Source organism: Pseudomonas sp. TSRC2-2, from assembly GCF_049897785.1.
Taxonomy (GTDB): domain Bacteria; phylum Pseudomonadota; class Gammaproteobacteria; order Pseudomonadales; family Pseudomonadaceae; genus Aquipseudomonas.
On sequence record NZ_JAFCWZ010000004.1, the window covers coordinates 49,240 to 65,911 of the forward strand.

Below are 16,672 nucleotides of genomic sequence, written 5' to 3' on the forward strand. Positions count from 1 at the left end.
AAGGTAAGAACATGCAACGGAATGCTACAACTCGTTATCCAATCCTGTTGATCCACGGTCTGTTCGGGTTCGAGCGTATCGGTCATTTCGAGCTGTTCTATGACGTCAAGACCGCACTCAAAGCGTCCGGATGTCGTTTGTTTGTTCCACACCTTTCGGCCACCCACGACAATGAAACAAGGGGTGAGCAATTGCTGTCTCAGATTGCCTGTGTGCTGCGAGGCACAGGTGCGAAGAAAGTCAACCTCATAGGACACAGTCAGGGCGCACTCGCTGCGCGCTATGCGGCGGCGCTTGCACCAGACGTCGTCGCTTCAGTCACCTCCGTCAGTGGCCCGAACCACGGTTCGGAGCTTGCCGACTTCCTGCGCAAGGCTTTGATCCCAGGCAAGCTTCCCGAAGCCGTCGCACAAAACGTGGCGACGCAATTTGCTGATCTGTTATCGCTGCTCAGTGGCAACGTGGCACTGCCGCAAAATGCGTTGGCCGCACTCAACGCGCTGACGACTGTCGGCGTCGGTCAATTCAACGACAAGTATCCGCAGGGATTGCCACAAACCTGGGGCGGCCACGGCCCTGAGCAAGTCAACGGCGTGCGTTATTACTCATGGAGCGGGGTTGTAGCGCAATCCAAGCTGCCAGCGTTGGATCCGGTTGAAGCCATCTGCCGGGTGCTGTCGCAATATTTCACTACCGAAGCCCAGCAGAATGACGGTTTCGTCGGACGCTTCAGCAGCCATCTCGGCCAAGTGATCCGCTCTGATTATCCGATGGATCATCTGGCCAGCCTGCGACGCAGCGCGGGCATCAACCCGTCTTCAGCGGATCCGATCGAGCTGTACGTCGAACATGCCCGGCGCCTGCGTGCGGCGGATCTTTGAATGGAGTCAGCAACGCACAATGGAACTTTGCCGAGAATTCGCCCACTGATTCCGGTAGGCTCCACCTTTTATTGAAACAGTTCGGAGAATTCCCCATGGCTAAAGCCACTGCCCGCCACATCCTGGTTTCCAGCGAAGACAAGTGCAACGAACTCAAGGCTCAGATCGAAGCCGGTGCCGATTTCGCCGAAGTCGCCAAAACCAACTCCACCTGCCCATCCAGCCGTCAGGGTGGTGATCTGGGTTCGTTCGGCCCTGGCCAGATGGTCAAGGAATTCGACACCGTGGTCTTCAGCGCGCCGATCAACGTCGTGCAAGGCCCGGTAAAGACCCAGTTCGGTTACCACCTGCTGGAAGTCACCAGCCGTCAGGACTGATTCCTCGTCCGATTGCTGACAACGGCCCGCCTTCTGGTGGGCCGTTGTGTTTCAGTAACACATACGGCTGGCGAGTGGCGCGCCGCTCGCGTACAACTTGCGCTTATCGATTTCCGTTCCAAGGCTGACGATGCGACTGGTTTTTCCCACACTGATGCTCACCGCCCTCGCCCTGCTCACGGGTGCCGCCGGTGTGACCGCTGCGCCGCAACACGCACTGACCGTCTACGGTGAACCAGCCAGGTACCCCGCCGGTTTCAGCCACTTCGACTACACCAATCCGCAAGCGCCAAAGGGCGGAACAATGCGTCGATCAGCGATCGAAATCGGTCACTTCGACCATTTGCTGCCTTATATAGACAAAGGCATCGGCGTAACGCAGATCGACGGCATGCTGTATTCGCCATTGGCGCAGCGCTCGCTGGACGAGCCTTACACCGTCTATGGTCTGGTCGCGCAGAAGATGGAACGTTCGGACGACGGCCTGTCGCTGCGTTTCTTTATCAATCCCAAGGCACGCTTTGCCGATGGCAAACCGATTACTGCCGAAGACGTTCGCTACACCTTCAACCTGCTGATGACCCAGGGCAGCCTGCGTTATCGCACGCAGTTTGCCGACGTCAAAGGCGTCGAGGTCGAGGCACCGCTGACCGTGCGCTTTGACTTCAAAAGCAACGAAAACCGCACGTTGCCGCTGGATATCGCGACCCTGCCGGTGTTCCCCGAACACTGGTGGAAGAGCCGCGATTTCGCCAGCGGCGGTGGTTATGAACCGCCGCTGGGCAGCGGACCGTACCGGGTTGGCAAGGTCGATTCCGGGCGCAGCATCACTTTCGAACGCAATGGCGACTGGTGGGGCAAGGATCTGCCGGTCAGTCGCGGCTTGTATAACTTCGATCATTTCAGCATCGAGTACTTCGGCGACACCGACGTCGCGCGTCAGGTGCTGCGTGGCGGCGCCTACGACTACAACCGGGAGTTCTCCGCGACCGGCTACTCGATCGGCTATGACAGCCCCGCCCTCAGCGATGGCCGCTTGCAAAAAGCCCACCTGGCCACTGAAGCGCCGCAGTCGGCCCAGGGTTTCGTGTTCAACCTGCAAAAACCCATGTTCCATGACCGTCGGGTGCGCCAGGCACTGGCGATGCTCTGGGATTTCGAATGGAGCAACCGGCAGATGATGCGCAACGTCTACATCCGCCAGCAGAGCTACTTTTCCAACACCGACCTGGCCGCCCGGCAGTTGCCCGATGCTCAAGAGCTGAAAATCCTTGAACCGCTGCGCGGTCAGGTGCCTGAAGAAGTGTTCAGCAAAGTTTTCGAGGCACCGAAGACCGATGGCAGCGGCATCATTCGTGATAAACAGTTGCAAGCGCTGGAGCTGCTCGAGCAGGCCGGCTGGAAACCGGATGGTGACCAATTGGTCAACAGCGCCGGCGAGCCGCTGAGCTTCACTTTTCTGGTCAGCCAGAACGGCATGGACCGCCTGCTGTTGCCATACAAGCGCACGCTGAAGCAGATCGGCATCGAGCTGAATATCCGTCGCATCGACGCCTCGCAATACGTCAATCGCCTGATGAGTCGCGACTACGACATGATCGTCACCGGCTATCCCGTTACCACTTCTCCGGGCGGCGAGTTGCTTAACTATTTCGGCTCGGCAGCGGCCAATGACCCGGGCGCGAACAACTATATGGTGTTGAAAAACCCGGCGGTCGATACCTTGATAAACGGACTGATCCGCGCCTCGACCCAGTCGGACATGTTGCATTACGCCCATGCGCTGGACCGGGTGCTGCAATGGAATTACTACTGGATTCCCAATTATTACCCGCCGGGCACCTCGACCGTGTGGTGGAATCGCTTCGGCATCCCCACGGTGCAGGCGAGCAATGACGAAGCCATCGAGAGCTGGTGGGAAATCAGTCGAACGCCGCTGACCAATCAACAAATGACCGCTGAGAAAATCAGTCGCAGAAGACCCGGAGGACCGCACTGATGTGGGGTTACACACTGCGGCGGCTGCTGCTGATCATTCCGACGCTGGTGATTATCCTGCTGGTCAATTTCGTGATCGTTCAGGCCGCGCCCGGCGGGCCAGTGGAACAAGCAATCGCCCATCTGCAAGGGATCGGCGGCGCCAGTGTCGGCGGTGGCGCCAGCGAGACGTCGAGTAACCCTTCGCGGGCCAGCCGGGGCCTGGACCCGCAACTGATCAAAGACATCGAAAAACAGTACGGCTTCGACAAGCCGGCCCACGAACGGCTGTGGCTGATGCTGAAGAATTACGCGCAGCTGGATTTCGGCAAGAGCTTCTTTCGTGGTGCAACGGTCACTGACCTGATTCTGGAAAAGATGCCGGTGACCATTTCCCTCGGGCTGTGGGCGACGCTGATCACTTATCTGGTGTCGATCCCGCTGGGCATCCGCAAGGCTGTGCATCACGGCAGCCATTTCGACATCTGGAGCAGCACGGCCATCATCATCGGTTACGCCATGCCCGCGTTTCTGTTTGCGATGTTCCTGATCGTGGTGTTTGCCGGCGGCACGTCGCTTGACTGGTTTCCGGTGCGCGGGCTGGTCTCGGACAATTTCGAATCGCTGTCGACACTGGGCAAGATCGCCGACTATTTCTGGCATCTGGTGTTGCCCGTCACTGCATTGGTGATCGGTGGCTTCGCGACCCTGACGATCCTGACGAAAAACTCGTTCCTCAATGAAATCACCCGACAGTACGTAGTGACGGCCCGCGCCAAAGGCTTGAGCGAACGCCGCGTGCTGTACGGGCATGTGTTTCGCAACGCGATGCTGTTGGTGGTCTCGGGGATACCTCAGGCGTTCATCAGCGTGTTCTTCGCAGGCTCGCTGTTGATCGAAGTGATCTTCTCGCTCGATGGCCTCGGACGCATGAGCTACGAAGCCGCGGTGTCGCGGGACTACCCAGTGGTGTTCGGCTCGCTGTTCATCTTCACGCTGTTCGGCCTGCTGATAAAACTCATCGGCGACCTCTGCTACACCCTCGTCGACCCGCGTATCGACTTCGCCGCGAGGAATGCCTGATGTTCAAGCTCTCGCCTTTGGGTCGACGCCGTTTCGAGCGGTTCAAGAAAAACCGGCGCGGCTGGTGGTCGCTGTGGCTGTTCATCGGTCTGTTCATGCTGACGTTGGGTGGCGAGTTGATTGCCAACGACAAACCGCTGGTGGTCCGCTATCAGGACCAGTGGTACTTCCCGGTATTCAAGCGTCACACCGAACAGGAGTTCGGCGGGCAATTGCCGTTCCAGGCTGATTATCGCAGCGAGTATGTGCAGAATCTGATCCGCAAGGACGGCGGCTGGTTGCTGTTCCCGCCGATACCGTTCAGCGACGACACGCCCAACTACGATCTGAACAAACCCGCACCGAGCCCCCCGACCTCAGTCAACTGGCTGGGTACTGACGATCAGGCGCGCGATGTGCTGGCGCGGGTCATTTTCGGCGCGAGGGTCTCGATACTGTTTGCCCTGATGCTGACCTTTGTCAGCGCGCTGATCGGTATCGCCGCCGGCGCGTTGCAGGGCTATTACGGTGGCTGGGTCGATTTGCTCGGACAGCGCGTGCTGGAAGTCTGGTCAGGGCTGCCGGTGCTGTATCTGCTGATCATCCTCTCCGGTTTCGTCGAGCCGAATTTCTGGTGGCTGCTGGGGATCATGGCGCTGTTTTCCTGGTTGGCGCTGGTGGACGTGGTGCGCGCCGAATTTCTGCGCGGGCGCAATCTGGAATACGTCAAAGCCGCACGCGCCTTGGGCCTGACTGACCGCAAGGTGATCTTCCGGCACATCCTGCCCAACGCAATGAATGCGACGCTGAGCTACCTGCCGTTCATTTTGACCGGGGCCATTTCGACGCTGACCGCGCTGGACTTCCTGGGATTTGGCATGCCGGCCGGCAGCGCTTCGCTTGGCGAGTTGATCGGTCAGGGCAAGCAGAACCTGCAAGCGCCATGGCTGGGGTTGACCGCGTTCTTCACCCTCGCGCTGATCCTTTCCTTGCTGGTATTCATCGGTGAAGCGTTACGTGACGCTTTTGACCCTCGATCCTGAAGCGTGACCATGACTGAAAATCTGATCGAAATCCGCAACCTCAATGTCGCTTTCCATGGCCAGACTGTGGTGCGTGACCTGTGCCTGGATATCCGCCCCGGTGAGTGCCTGGCACTGGTCGGCGAATCGGGCTCGGGGAAATCGGTGACCGCGCATTCGATCCTGCAGTTGCTGCCTGAGAGCGAGGCGCAAACCCGTGGCAGCATTCGCTATCGCGGCCAGGAACTGCTCGGTGCTGATCCGAAGGTCTTGCGAGAACTGCGCGGCAATCGCATCGCCATGATCTTTCAGGAGCCAATGACTTCGCTCAATCCGCTGCACACCATCGAAAAGCAGATCGGCGAAACCCTGTTGCTGCACCGTGTCCTCGGCGGCAAACAAGCGCAGCAGCGCATTCTCGAACTGCTCGGGCTGGTCGGCATTCAGAAGCCCGGGGAACGGTTGAAAGCCTATCCACATCAACTGTCCGGCGGCCAACGACAACGGGTGATGATCGCCATGGCGTTGGCGTGTGAGCCGGAGCTGTTGATCGCCGACGAGCCGACCACGGCGCTGGATGTCACCGTGCAACGCAAGATCCTTGTGCTGCTCAAGTCCCTGCAACAGCGACTCGGCATGTCGCTGCTGCTGATCAGTCACGATCTCAATCTGGTGCGCAGCATCGCGCAACGCGTGTGTGTGATGAAGGCTGGTGAGATCGTCGAGCAGGCACCCTGCGAAACCCTGTTCACCGAGCCGAAACACCCTTACAGCTGCGTGTTGTTGAACGCGGAACCTGAAGGTGAAGCCCTGCCCCGTGACGAACGTGAAAACGTGCTGGAAGTGGCTGACCTGCGCGTTGATTTCCAGGTCGGTGGCGGACTGTTCCAGCGCAAGCAATATTTGCGCGCGGTCGATGGGGTCAGCTTGAATATTCAGCGTGGCAAGACCCTGGGGATCGTTGGCGAGTCCGGTTCGGGCAAGTCAACACTGGGTCAGGCGATCCTGCGCTTGCTCGACTCCGAAGGCAGCATTCGCTTTCAGGGCGAAGCGCTCGACAGTCTTGATCAAAAGCAACTGCGGCCGTGGCGGCGTCAGATGCAGGTGGTGTTTCAGGACCCTTTCGGCAGCCTCAGCCCGCGCATGTCGGTGGCGCAGATCATCAGTGAAGGCCTGGAAGTCCACGGCGAGTCGACGGCTGACGAATGCGAAGAGCAAGTGATTCGCGTACTCAAGGAAGTCGGCCTGGACCCCGAGAGTCGCCATCGTTATCCGCATGAGTTCTCCGGTGGCCAGCGTCAGCGCATCGCCATCGCCCGGGCGCTGGTGCTGAAACCCGCGCTGATCCTGCTCGATGAACCGACTTCCGCGCTTGACCGCACCGTGCAGAAACAGGTGGTTGCGCTGCTGCGTGACCTGCAGGAGAAACACGGCTTGACTTACCTGTTCATCAGCCACGATCTGGCGGTAGTGCGCGCCCTCGCCCATGACATGATCGTGATCAAGGACGGTCAGGTCGTCGAGCGTGGCGCCAGTCATGACGTGTTTGACAACCCGCAGCATCCCTACACTCAAGAGCTGTTGGCGGCAGCACATCCGGGGTAGGCATAATCGGCGCTAGCCTCGGCACAGCGGCCCCTTCGCGAGCAGGCTAGCTCGCGAAGGGGCCGGCACTGGCGACACACATCAGGATCAATTTTCATGAACACCACCGAAAGCCTCAAGGACTACCAACGGGTGCGCACCCTGGCGATCCGTTCGCTGTTCGAGATCATCGAGCAATCCAGCGAGGGCACGGTGATTGTCGACCGCGACGCAAATATCGTCTGGATGAACGAACGCTACGCCCGGCGCTTTGGTCTTGCCTCAGCAGCAGGCGCGATCGGCAAACCTTGCGAAAGCGTGATCCCCGGTAGCTTGCTGCGTGAGGTGGTGCGTACCGGTCGGCCCATTCTGCTGGACATGCAGGACACGCCGAAGGAACCGCTGGTGGTGATGCGCCTGCCCATTCACGACGACGCCGGCAGCGTGATCGGCGCCATCGGTTTTGCCCTGTTCGACGAGCTGCGCACGCTGTCGCCGATGCTCAAGCGTTACCTGAGCATGCAGGAAGAACTGGCCTCGACCCGCTCGCTGCTGCGTGCGCGACAGACCAAATACAACTTCGCCCATTTCATCGGTACCAGCGCTGCCAGCCTGGAAGTCAAACGCCGCGCCCGGCGCAGTGCCAGCGCTGATTCGCCGGTATTGCTGCTGGGGGAAACGGGCACTGGCAAGGAGCTGCTCGCGCAAGCGATTCACAGCGCTTCGCCCCGCGCGCACAAGGCCTTCGTCAGCATCAACAGCGCGGCGATTCCCGAGGCGCTGCTGGAGGCCGAGTTCTTTGGCACAGCACCCGGTGCTTTTACCGGCGCCGATCGCAAGGGACGCACCGGCAAGCTGCAGATTGCTCAGGGCGGCACGCTGTTTCTCGACGAGATCGGCGACATGCCGCTGCCGCTGCAAAGCAAACTGCTGCGGGTGCTGCAGGAAAAGGAGTTCGAACCGGTCGGCTCCAACGAAGTGATTCAGAGCGATGTGCGGGTGATCGCGGCAACCTCGACGGATCTGCAGGCGGCGATCAAACGCGGCGAGTTCCGCGCCGATTTGTACTACCGCCTCAACGTACTGCCGATCCAGGTGCCACCGCTGCGCGAACGTCTCGATGACCTCCCGGCGCTGAGCGAGGCGATCCTGGAAGAGCTGCGCAGCCAGCACGAATTGCACCGCGATGCGATGGCGTTGCTGGGCCAGCATGCGTGGCCGGGCAATATTCGCGAGCTGCGCAATGTACTGGAGCGGGCGGCGTTGCTCAGTGATGATTTGCTGCTGACAGAGCAGGATATTCGCGGGGCGATTGGCACGTTTACTCCAGTTGAGCGAACCCCCGAACCGAGTCTGCAAGCGTCGGCCGGTGAGACATTTGCGCAGGCGCGGGCGCGGTTTGATCGGCAGTTGATCGAATCGACGTTAGCGCAATGCGAGGGGAAAGTACCGCAAGCTGCGGCTCGGTTGGGGCTGGGGCGGTCGACCCTGTACAAGAAGATGGCTGCGCTGGGGATCGTTAAGTCTACATAAAGAGACACTGGTCTCATATCATGGATAGGTTTTTTAAGTTCAGAAGATCGCAGCCTTCGGCGACTCTTACAGGGTAGATACGTATTTCCTTGTAGGAGCTGCCGAAGGCTGCGATCTTTTCGGTCTCACAAACGAGACAACTTTTCCTGCACAATCTCACTCCTTCGGGAAATATCTACAGATATCAACACGTTAGGTATTTGGCACAGTAATCGCTAACAGCTCTCCACACCCGTTCCACCTATAAAAACAACAATCCTGGAGAGACACACAATGAGTGTGATCATTGCCTTGGCAGCCCTGACGCTGCTGATGCTTGCTGCCTACCGTGGCTACAGCGTCATCCTCTTCGCCCCGATCGCCGCCCTCGGCGCGGTCCTGCTCACCGATCCGTCCGCCGTGGCGCCCGCGTTCACCGGGGTATTCATGGACAAGATGGTCGGCTTCATCAAGCTGTACTTCCCGGTGTTCCTGCTTGGCGCAGTGTTCGGCAAGCTGATCGAATTGTCGGGTTTCTCGCGCTCGATTGTGGCTGCCGCGATTCGGTTGCTCGGCACTAAACAGGCCATGCTGGTGATTGTGCTGGTTTGCGCCCTGCTCACTTACGGCGGCGTATCGCTGTTCGTGGTGGTATTTGCGGTATATCCGTTTGCAGCCGAAATGTTCCGCCAGAGCAACATCCCCAAGCGTCTGATCCCGGCGACCATCGCCCTGGGTGCGTTCTCGTTCACCATGGACGCCCTGCCCGGCACTCCGCAGATCCAGAACATCATCCCCAGCACCTTCTTCAACACCACCGCGTGGGCAGCGCCATGGCTGGGCGTGATCGGCACGATTTTCGTGTTCTGCGCCGGCATGCTGTTTCTTCAGCGTCAGCGCAACAAGGCACAGCGTGCCGGTGAAGGTTACGGCACTGAACTGCGCAACGAGCCCGAGACGGCCGCAGACCTGAAGCTGCCCAACCCATGGATTGCGCTGTCGCCCTTGCTGGCAGTGGGCATCATGAATCTGCTGTTCACCCAATGGATTCCGCAGTGGTACGGCAAGACTCACAGCCTGGCGCTGCCGGGGATGGCTGCGCCGGTCACCACCGAGATCGCCAAGCTTACGGCGATCTGGGCGGTGCAGGCGGCGCTGCTGGTGGGCATCCTCATGGTGCTGGCATTCGGCTTCAAGGCGATTAAAAGCAAACTCGCCGAAGGCAGTAAAAGCGCGGTCAGCGGCGCATTGCTGGCGGCGATGAACACCGCGTCCGAGTACGGCTTTGGCGCGGTGATCGCGTCGCTGCCCGGTTTCCTGGTGCTGGCCGACTGGCTCAAGCAAATTCCCAATCCGCTGGTCAACGAAGCGATCACCGTGACGCTGCTCGCCGGCATCACCGGTTCGGCTTCCGGCGGCATGAGCATTGCGCTGGCAGCGATGTCCGAGCAATTCATCAGCGCGGCGCACGCGGCGAATATTCCGCTGGAAGTTCTGCACCGCGTGGCAGCGATGGCCAGCGGCGGCATGGACACCCTGCCGCACAATGGCGCGGTGATCACGCTGCTGGCCGTCACCGGGCTGACCCACCGCGAAGCCTACAAAGACATTTTCTGTATTACGCTGATCAAGACCCTGGCGGTTTTCGTGGTGATCGGCACTTTCTACGCCACTGGCATTGTGTGAGGTATTCATGACCACTCTTTCCGGCAAGACAGCTTTGGTCACCGGTTCTACCAGCGGCATCGGCCTGGGCATCGCGCTGAGCCTGGCGAAAGCTGGCGCCAACCTGATTCTCAATGGCTTCGGCGACGCCTCGCAGGTGATCGCCGAGGTCGCCCGGTTCGGCGGCAAGGTCGGCCACCATCCCGCCGATGTCAGCGATCCGGCGCAGATAGCCGACATGATCGCTTACGCCGAGCGTGAATTTGGCGGCGTCGATATTCTGGTCAATAACGCCGGCATTCAGCACGTGGCTGCGGTGGAGGAGTTTGCAGTGGAGCGCTGGGACTCGATCATTGCGATCAACCTGTCCTCGGTGTTTCACAGCACTCGCTTGAGCCTGCCGGGCATGCGCCAGAAAAACTGGGGACGCATCATCAATATCGCCTCGGTGCATGGCCAGGTCGGTTCCACCGGCAAAGCCGCGTATGTCGCCGCCAAGCATGGTGTTATCGGTCTGACCAAGGTAGTCGGGCTGGAAACCGCGACCAGCAATGTCACTTGCAATGCGATCTGTCCGGGCTGGGTGTTGACGCCGCTGGTGCAGAAGCAGATCGATGATCGCGCGGCCAAAGGCGTCGATCCGCAGCAGGCGAAGCATGATCTGCTTGCCGAGAAACAGCCGTCGCTGGAGTTCGTCACGCCGCAGCATCTGGGTGAGCTGGTGCTGTTCTTGTGCAGCGAAGCCGGCAGCCAGGTGCGCGGCGCGGCGTGGAATATTGATGGTGGCTGGTTGGCGCAATAAAGCCGCCCGCGCCTGCGCAGCTATGTGTAATCAAACAACAAGAGGCAACTGATGTCCGACATCCTCTGGCAACCCGACGCCCAGCGTATCGCTCGTTCGCGTATGGACGCTTTGCGGCGCGAGATCAATCAGCGGCATTCGCTTCAGCTCGATGGCTACCCTGCCCTGCACCAATGGAGCATCGGGCAACGCGCCGATTTCTGGCAAACGGTTGTCGATTTCTTCGATATCCGTTTTCACACTCAGCCCGATGCCGTTTTGCGCGAAGGCGCAGCGATGCCCAGCGCCGAGTGGTTCCCCGGGGCGACACTGAATTTCGCCGAACACCTGCTGCGCCGTCGCGACGATGCCGTTGCAGTGGTCGCCGTCGCGGAGAGCGGCCAGCGTGAGCAACTGACCTGGGCCGAGCTGGCCGAACACGTCGCCGGTTTTCAGGCCAGCCTGCGGGCGGCGGGCGTTGCTCAAGGCGATCGCGTAGCAGCTTGCATGCCCAACACCTGGCAAACCCTGGTGGCGATGCTGGCAACCACCAGCCTTGGCGCAATCTGGTCGTGCTCGTCACCCGACTTCGGCACCCACGGCGTGATCGATCGCTTCGGCCAGATCGAACCGAAACTGCTGCTAACCTGCGCCGGTTATCAATACGCCGGAAAAACCCTTGACCAGACTGCCAAGCTCAATGAAATCCTCGCGCAGCTGCCGACACTGCAGCAGTTGGTCATCGTCCCGTACGCCCGAGCGCAGGCGCGCACCGAGGATTACCCAACCCAGGCGGAAGTTACCTTGTGGGAGGATTTTTATCAGCCCGGCGGCGAACCGTATTTCATCCCGGTGCCGTTCAATCATCCGCTTTACGTGCTGTACTCCAGCGGCACCACCGGCGTGCCGAAATGCATTGTGCACAGCACCGGCGGCGTGCTCCTGCAACACGTCAAGGAGCACGGTTTGCATTGCGATCTCGGGCCTGGTGATCGCTTGTTCTACTACACGACCTGCGGCTGGATGATGTGGAACTGGCTGGTCTCGGCATTGGCAGTCGGCAGCGCTGTGGTGCTCTACGACGGCTCGCCGTTTCACCCGGACCCTCAGCGTTTGCTCGACCTGATCGACGACGAGCGCATCAGCGTGTTCGGCACCAGCCCGAAGTTCCTCGCCACGCTTGAAAGCAGTGGCGTCAGACCCCGCGAAAGTCATCATCTGGCAAGCCTGAGAACCTTGCTCTGCACCGGCTCGGCGCTATCGCCGCACAGTTACGATTTCGTTTATCGCGACTTCAAAACCGACGTATGCCTGGCTTCGATGTCCGGTGGCACCGACATCGTTTCCTGCTTCGTCAACGGCAATCCGCTGTCACCGGTACGCCGTGGGGAGATCATGGGTAAAAGCCTGGGCATGGCCGTCGAGGTGTGGAACGACTCCGGCCAGCCGGTCGTCAGCGAGAAAGGCGAACTGGTCTGCACCCGGCATTTCCCGGCGATGCCTATTGGTTTGTGGAATGACCCCGACGGCGCAAAACTGCGTCAGTCCTATTTCAGTCTCTTTCCCGGCGTGTGGGCGCAAGGTGATTACGCTGAACAGTTGCCCCATGGCGCGATGATGATTCACGGCCGCTCGGATGCGGTGCTGAATCCGGGTGGTGTGCGCATCGGCACAGCGGAAATCTATCGCCAGGTCGAGAAAATCACTGAGGTACTGGACAGCGTCGCCATCGGTCAGCAATGGCAGGATGATGTGCGGGTTGTGTTGTTCGTGCGTCTGCGCGACGACGTCGAACTGGATGCAGGGCTTGAACAGCGAATCCGCGACGTGATCCGCGCCAATACCACGCCCAGGCACGTCCCGGCGCGGATTGTGGCGGTGACGGACATACCGCGCACTATCAGCGGCAAGGTCGTCGAGCTGGCGGTACGCAATGTGGTGCATGGCGAAAAGGTGAAGAACACCGATGCCTTGGCCAATCCGCAAGCACTGGAACAGTTTCGCGACCGCGTCGAATTGCGCAACTGAGCGGGATCAATCCATCAACCCCCACTCACCCGAGTCAGGGTTCCCTGGCGCGCCGTCGGCCTGCAGCTTCAATCGCAGCCGCAGATTATTCACCGAGTCGGCGTGCTTGAGGGCCTCCTCCTCGCTGATGGCGCCCTCTATCACCAGCGCGTGTAACGCAGCGTCAAAGGTTTGCATGCCCGACTCGGCAGATTTTTCCATGATGCCTTTGAGCTCGCCCAATTGGTGGCTGCGGATCAAGTCGCTGACGGTTGGTGTGCCGAGCATTACTTCCACCGCTGCGCGGCGCTGACCGTCGCGCGTGCGGACCAGGCGCTGGGACACGCAGGCTTTGAGGTGATTGCCCAAGGCTTGCAGCAGTTGTGGCCTGCGCTCTTCGGTAAACATGTTGATGATCCTGTCCAGCGCTTGATTGGCATTGGTCGCATGCAACGTCGACAACACCAGATGCCCGGTTTCGGCAAACGCGAGCGCATGTTCCATCGTTTCGCGGTCACGGATTTCGCCGATCAACACAACATCCGGTGCCTGGCGCAGGGTGTTCTTCAGCGCCGCATGGAAGCTGCGTGTATCAACGCCGACTTCACGCTGGTTAATGATCGAGCGCTTGTGCCGATGTATATATTCGATTGGGTCCTCGATCGTCACAATGTGCCCGGCACTGTGGCGGTTGCGATGATCGATCAGTGCCGCCAACGAGGTCGATTTGCCCGAACTGGTCGCGCCGACGAACAGGATCAGGCCGCGTTTGAGCATCACCGTTTCCAGCAATACCGGCGGCAGCTTCAGGTCTTCGAATCGCGGGATGTCGAGTTTGACGTTACGAATCACGATCGAGACGTCGTTGCGCTGCTGAAAAATGTTTACGCGGAATCGCCCGACGCCCGTTCGGGAGATTGCCAGGTTCATTTCCAGATCCCGGTCGAACTCCCGCCGTTGCTCGGCGTCCACCAGGGAGGCGGCGATAGCCGCAGTTTCGCCGGGTTTGAATGGCTGGTCGCTCAATGCCCTCAGCACACCGTCAATGCGCGCGCTCGGCGCTGCGCCGGTGGAGAGGAATAGATCAGAACCGTTTTTTTGCGACAATATTGACAACAGTGCATCGATTTCCATGGCTGAAAGCACCCGCGAAGCATTGAAACAGCAGATTTGGCCTACGCTTTGCGCGGCTCCTGCAACAATGATAGACCCCGTCTCACAGAACCACGCTCAGGATTGAAACATGAATGCTGTACCCACCATCGATGACGCTCAGGCCCTGATTGCCCGCACCGACTGGAGCCGCAGCCCGCTGGGCGCCGCCGGCACCTGGCCGCAAAGCCTGCGCACGGCCGTGGATATCGTGCTTCATTCGCCGATGCCGATGTTGTTGTTATGGGGTCCTGAGCTGACGCAGATCTACAACAATGGTTTCGCCCTGCTCGCCGGCAGCAAGCATCCCGAGGCGTTCGGGCAGCCGACGCATGAGGTCTGGCCGGAAGTGCGGGATTTTTCCGAACCAATTTATCAGGCGGTACTGCAAGGCCAGGTGCGCAGCTTCAGCGAGCAGCGTTTCAGCGTGCAACGCGACGGTAAAAAAACCGATTTCTGGCTGGATCTGACCTACAGCCCGATTCGTGATGAAACGGCACAGGTCGCGGGAATTCTGATCACCGCCATCGAAACCAACGAACGCCGCCGCATCGCCCTTGAATTGCAGCGCCGCTCCGAGGAAAGCCTCAAGGCCCAGCGTCAGTCCGAAGAGCGCCTGCAACTGGCCCTCGCCGCCACCGACGCGGTCGGCACCTGGGATTGGGACATTGGTGAAGATCGCTTCATCGCCGATGCGCACTTCGCCGAATTGCATGGCGTCGATCCGGCCGGGGCCGGACAGTTGCCGATCAGCGAATATCTGCACGGGGTGCACCCGGAAGACCGCGCCATGGTCGCGCGTGGCATCAAACATTGCATTACTCATGGCACCGAGTACGCCGAGGAATACCGCTTGTTGCAGGCCGATGGCACGTTGCGCTGGGTGTTCGCACGCGGGCGCTGCTACAAGGACCATCATGGTCGGCCGATGCGGTTTCTCGGCGCGGCGCTGGATCTGACCGAACGCAAACACACGGAACAGGCGCTGCGTCAGAGCCAGACCGAATTGCAGTTGATCATCAACGCCATGCCGATCCTGATCAGCTACGTCGACGCAGAAGAACGTTTCCGCCTCAACAACGCGGCCTATCTCGATTGGTACGGCCTGACACCGCAGGAGTTGTACGGGCGCACAATCCGCGAAGTCATCGGCGAGGAGGCGTATTTCCTGCGTGCGCCTTATATCGCTGAAGCGCTGGCCGGGCGCTCGTGTTCCTTCAGTTTCTACACCCCCCACCGCGACGGCAGCACCCGTCATGCCCTGATGAACTATCTGCCACGTCACGGCGCAGACGGTGCGGTCAACGGTTTCTACATCTTTGTGATTGACGAAACCGAGCGCAAGAAAACCGAAGAAGCCCTGCGCAATCTCAACGAAACGCTTGAAGAGCGGGTCAGCGCGCGCACTGAGCAACTGGCCCAGGCCAACCAGCGTTTGCAGAACGAGATGTTCGAGCGCGAGCGCGCCGAGGATGCCTTGCGCCACGCGCAGAAGATGGAAGCCGTCGGCCAGCTCACCGGGGGCATTGCCCACGACTTCAACAACATGCTCACCGGCATCATCGGCAGTCTGGATTTGATGCAGCGCTACATCGCCAACGGTCGCGCCGACGAGATCGGCCGATTCACCGAGGCGGCGGTGTCCTCGGCTAATCGCGCGGCGGCGCTGACGCATCGCTTGCTGGCGTTCTCACGGCGCCAATCGCTGGACCGCAAACAACTGAACGTCAACGAACTGGTGCATTCGCTGGAAGACCTCGTCCGCCGCACCAAGGGCGATGCCATCGATCTGCAACTGCGCCTGCCTGAAGAGGTTTGGCCAGTCAGCACCGACGTGAGTCAGCTGGAAAACGCGCTGCTCAATCTGGTGATCAACGCCCGCGATGCGATGCCGGAAGGCGGCACGTTGCTGATCCAGACTGCCAACGTGTATCTCGACAGCAGTGACATCACCATTCTCGAGCCGGTGAAGGCCGGGGAATACGTGATGCTCGCGGTCAGCGATAACGGCACCGGCATGACGCCGTCAATTCGCTCCAAGGCGTTTGACCCGTTTTTCACTACCAAGCCGATCGGCCAGGGCACCGGGCTCGGGCTGTCGATGATTTACGGTTTCGCCCAGCAGTCGGGCGGGCATGTCAGCCTCGACAGCGTGCCGGGGCAAGGCACTTGTGTGCGCCTGTACTTGCCGCGCTTGCTTGAACTGGATGCCGAGGCAGTGTCGGTGAAGAATGCCGAACCGATCGCGGCGTCATCGACTGGTGAAACCGCGCTGGTCGTCGAGGATGATCCGGCGGTGCGCATGCTGGTGCTCGATCTGCTCAAGGAGCTGGGCTACAAAACCGTCGAAGCGCAAAACGCTCAGACCGCGCTGCCGTTGCTCGAGTCTGCGCGGCGCGTCGATCTGCTGGTCACCGATGTCGGGCTGCCCGGCATGAACGGTCGCCAGTTGGCGGAGATTGCCCGTCAGCATCGTCCGGAGCTGAAGGTGCTGTTCATGACCGGTTACGCGCAAATTGCTGCCGAACGTCAGGGTTTCCTTGAAGAAGGTATGGACATGGTCGCCAAGCCATTTGTCCTCGAAGTGCTGGCGAGCAAGATTCGCAAGTTGATCAACCCGACCCCGTGACTTGAGGCATAATCGCGCGCCCC

Annotated in this window: 12 protein-coding genes; 11 read left to right on the plus strand and 1 reads right to left on the minus strand. The window is 60.1% G+C overall.

Annotation, left to right across the window (positions count from 1 at the left end):
• Positions 1-11 precede the first annotated feature (11 nt).
• The 10 genes from ACP7D9_RS09015 (at position 12) to ACP7D9_RS09060 (ending at position 12,889) form a co-directional block, all read left to right on the plus strand.
• Positions 12-881, plus strand: a complete 870-nt coding sequence (locus ACP7D9_RS09015) for an esterase/lipase family protein (RefSeq protein ID WP_426157375.1) — start codon at positions 12-14, stop codon at positions 879-881.
• Positions 882-976: 95 nt separating this feature from the next.
• The gene (locus tag ACP7D9_RS09020) at positions 977-1,258 is read left to right on the plus strand and encodes a peptidylprolyl isomerase (RefSeq protein ID WP_042610373.1); all 282 of its coding nucleotides are present in this window, start codon (positions 977-979) and stop codon (positions 1,256-1,258) included.
• Positions 1,259-1,388: 130 nt separating this feature from the next.
• Complete coding sequence (locus ACP7D9_RS09025; RefSeq protein WP_426156840.1) at positions 1,389-3,257, plus strand: extracellular solute-binding protein; 1,869 nt, start codon at positions 1,389-1,391, stop codon at positions 3,255-3,257.
• Positions 3,257-4,318, plus strand: a complete 1,062-nt coding sequence (locus ACP7D9_RS09030) for a microcin C ABC transporter permease YejB (RefSeq protein ID WP_426156842.1) — start codon at positions 3,257-3,259, stop codon at positions 4,316-4,318. Before ACP7D9_RS09025 ends, ACP7D9_RS09030 begins: the two co-directional genes overlap by 1 nt.
• Positions 4,318-5,340: an ABC transporter permease gene (locus tag ACP7D9_RS09035; RefSeq protein WP_426156844.1), complete on the plus strand. Its 1,023-nt coding sequence runs from the start codon at positions 4,318-4,320 to the stop codon at positions 5,338-5,340. The genes ACP7D9_RS09030 and ACP7D9_RS09035 overlap by 1 nt, the downstream gene beginning before the upstream one ends.
• A 9-nt stretch (positions 5,341-5,349) precedes the next feature.
• Complete coding sequence (locus tag ACP7D9_RS09040; protein ID WP_426156846.1) at positions 5,350-6,924, plus strand: ABC transporter ATP-binding protein; 1,575 nt, start codon at positions 5,350-5,352, stop codon at positions 6,922-6,924.
• A gap of 96 nt (positions 6,925-7,020) precedes the next feature.
• A complete protein-coding gene (locus ACP7D9_RS09045) occupies positions 7,021-8,436 on the plus strand; it encodes a sigma-54 interaction domain-containing protein (protein ID WP_426156848.1) in 1,416 nt (471 codons plus the stop codon).
• Positions 8,437-8,709: 273 nt separating this feature from the next.
• Positions 8,710-10,101 carry a GntP family permease gene (locus ACP7D9_RS09050; RefSeq protein WP_101159429.1) on the plus strand — a complete coding sequence of 464 codons (1,392 nt, stop codon included), beginning with the start codon at positions 8,710-8,712 and terminating at the stop codon, positions 10,099-10,101.
• Between the two features lie 7 nt (positions 10,102-10,108).
• The gene (gene hbdH, locus ACP7D9_RS09055) at positions 10,109-10,882 is read left to right on the plus strand and encodes a 3-hydroxybutyrate dehydrogenase (RefSeq protein WP_426156850.1); all 774 of its coding nucleotides are present in this window, start codon (positions 10,109-10,111) and stop codon (positions 10,880-10,882) included.
• Between the two features lie 51 nt (positions 10,883-10,933).
• Positions 10,934-12,889 (plus strand): acetoacetate--CoA ligase, encoded by a 1,956-nt coding sequence (locus ACP7D9_RS09060; RefSeq protein WP_426156852.1) that lies wholly within the window; start codon positions 10,934-10,936, stop codon positions 12,887-12,889.
• Between the two features lie 6 nt (positions 12,890-12,895).
• Here the strand turns inward: ACP7D9_RS09060 and ACP7D9_RS09065 are convergent, their stop codons facing one another.
• Positions 12,896-14,002, minus strand: coding sequence for a PilT/PilU family type 4a pilus ATPase (locus ACP7D9_RS09065; RefSeq protein ID WP_426156854.1), 1,107 nt, complete (start codon positions 14,000-14,002; stop codon positions 12,896-12,898).
• 109 nt (positions 14,003-14,111) lie between these two features.
• Between ACP7D9_RS09065 and ACP7D9_RS09070 the strand changes: the two genes are divergently transcribed.
• On the plus strand, positions 14,112-16,649 hold the full coding sequence (locus tag ACP7D9_RS09070) for a PAS domain-containing protein (RefSeq protein WP_426156856.1): 2,538 nt from the start codon (positions 14,112-14,114) through the stop codon (positions 16,647-16,649).
• The last annotated feature ends 23 nt before the right edge of the window (positions 16,650-16,672 follow it).